Annotated in this window: 2 protein-coding genes; both read right to left on the reverse strand. The window is 40.6% G+C overall.

The features are described 5' to 3' along the window. Nucleotides 1-5: 5 nt before the first annotated feature. Nucleotides 6-527: an IS630 family transposase gene (locus JMW39_RS13165; protein WP_201547286.1), complete on the reverse strand. Its 522-nt coding sequence runs from the start codon at nt 525-527 to the stop codon at nt 6-8. Continuing rightward, complete coding sequence (locus JMW39_RS13170; RefSeq protein ID WP_320157921.1) at nt 499-867, reverse strand: IS630 transposase-related protein; 369 nt, start codon at nt 865-867, stop codon at nt 499-501. The genes JMW39_RS13165 and JMW39_RS13170 overlap by 29 nt, the downstream gene beginning before the upstream one ends. Between the last annotated feature and the right edge of the window lie 49 nt (nt 868-916).

The following is a 916-nucleotide window of genomic DNA, read 5'->3' on the forward strand; positions in this document are numbered from 1 at the left end:
TATAGTCAGTTCACAATAAAAGAGATACAACCCATATCCTGAAACAGTTTAGGCAAATTATTCTCCATCCATCCTTGGCGTAGAAACTTAGCTTGTGCCCATTTTTTCTCAATGGGATTTAGATCTGGACTGTAGGGTGGCAGCCATAGAATACGATGGCCGTGCCTGTTCAGTAGCTTTTGAATACGCTTGCTCTTATGAAAGCGGGCATTATCCATAACGATCACGCATTTGGTCTTAAGACTTGGAATAAGCGTATATTTGCACCAGTCATAAAATATATGGCTGTTGATATTCTGCTCAAAGTAATCAAGCGCAAACAGCATCTTTTTATACAAAGCACCGATGACATTAGTGCGCTTTTTTGCTTGCCAGTTGTAGCTGTCGCTACAGGGTTTGCCTATCGGTGAGTATCCGTAAGGTCTTATAGTTTGCGCCTCAAAGCCGCTTTCATCCATATACACAATGGGATAGCCTTGCTGCGCAAAGCGATCAAGCTTACTCTGATACGCCGCTCTTTTTATCAGGCAGGCTTTTGGATGCTCTAAGGTCTTTTTTTTGACTGATACCTAGGCGTTTTAAAGCAGTGTGCATGCCGGTCTTACTACAGTTGAATCGCCTAGCTCGCTCATACAAATAGTCATCTGGATGTTGTTCAACATCTTTTAAGAGTGCTTCATTCGGTATTTTAGTCGGTGGTTTATCCCGAGTTTGTTTGATACTTGAATCTTTGAGCCAGCGCTGTAATGCGGTTTTGCTAACATTATAAAAAGTACAAGCCTGACGGATACTCATGTCTTTGTTTTTGACACTTCTAATCACTTGTGCTCGAAAATCTGCTGAATAGGTCATTTGTTCTTCTGCCATTTCGCTTGTTTTAAAACGATTGTATCTTATTTAAAAAGAACTGACTATA

The sequence above is a fragment of the Psychrobacter immobilis genome, assembly GCF_904846175.1.
GTDB classification, from domain to species: Bacteria; Pseudomonadota; Gammaproteobacteria; order Pseudomonadales; family Moraxellaceae; genus Psychrobacter; species Psychrobacter immobilis_E.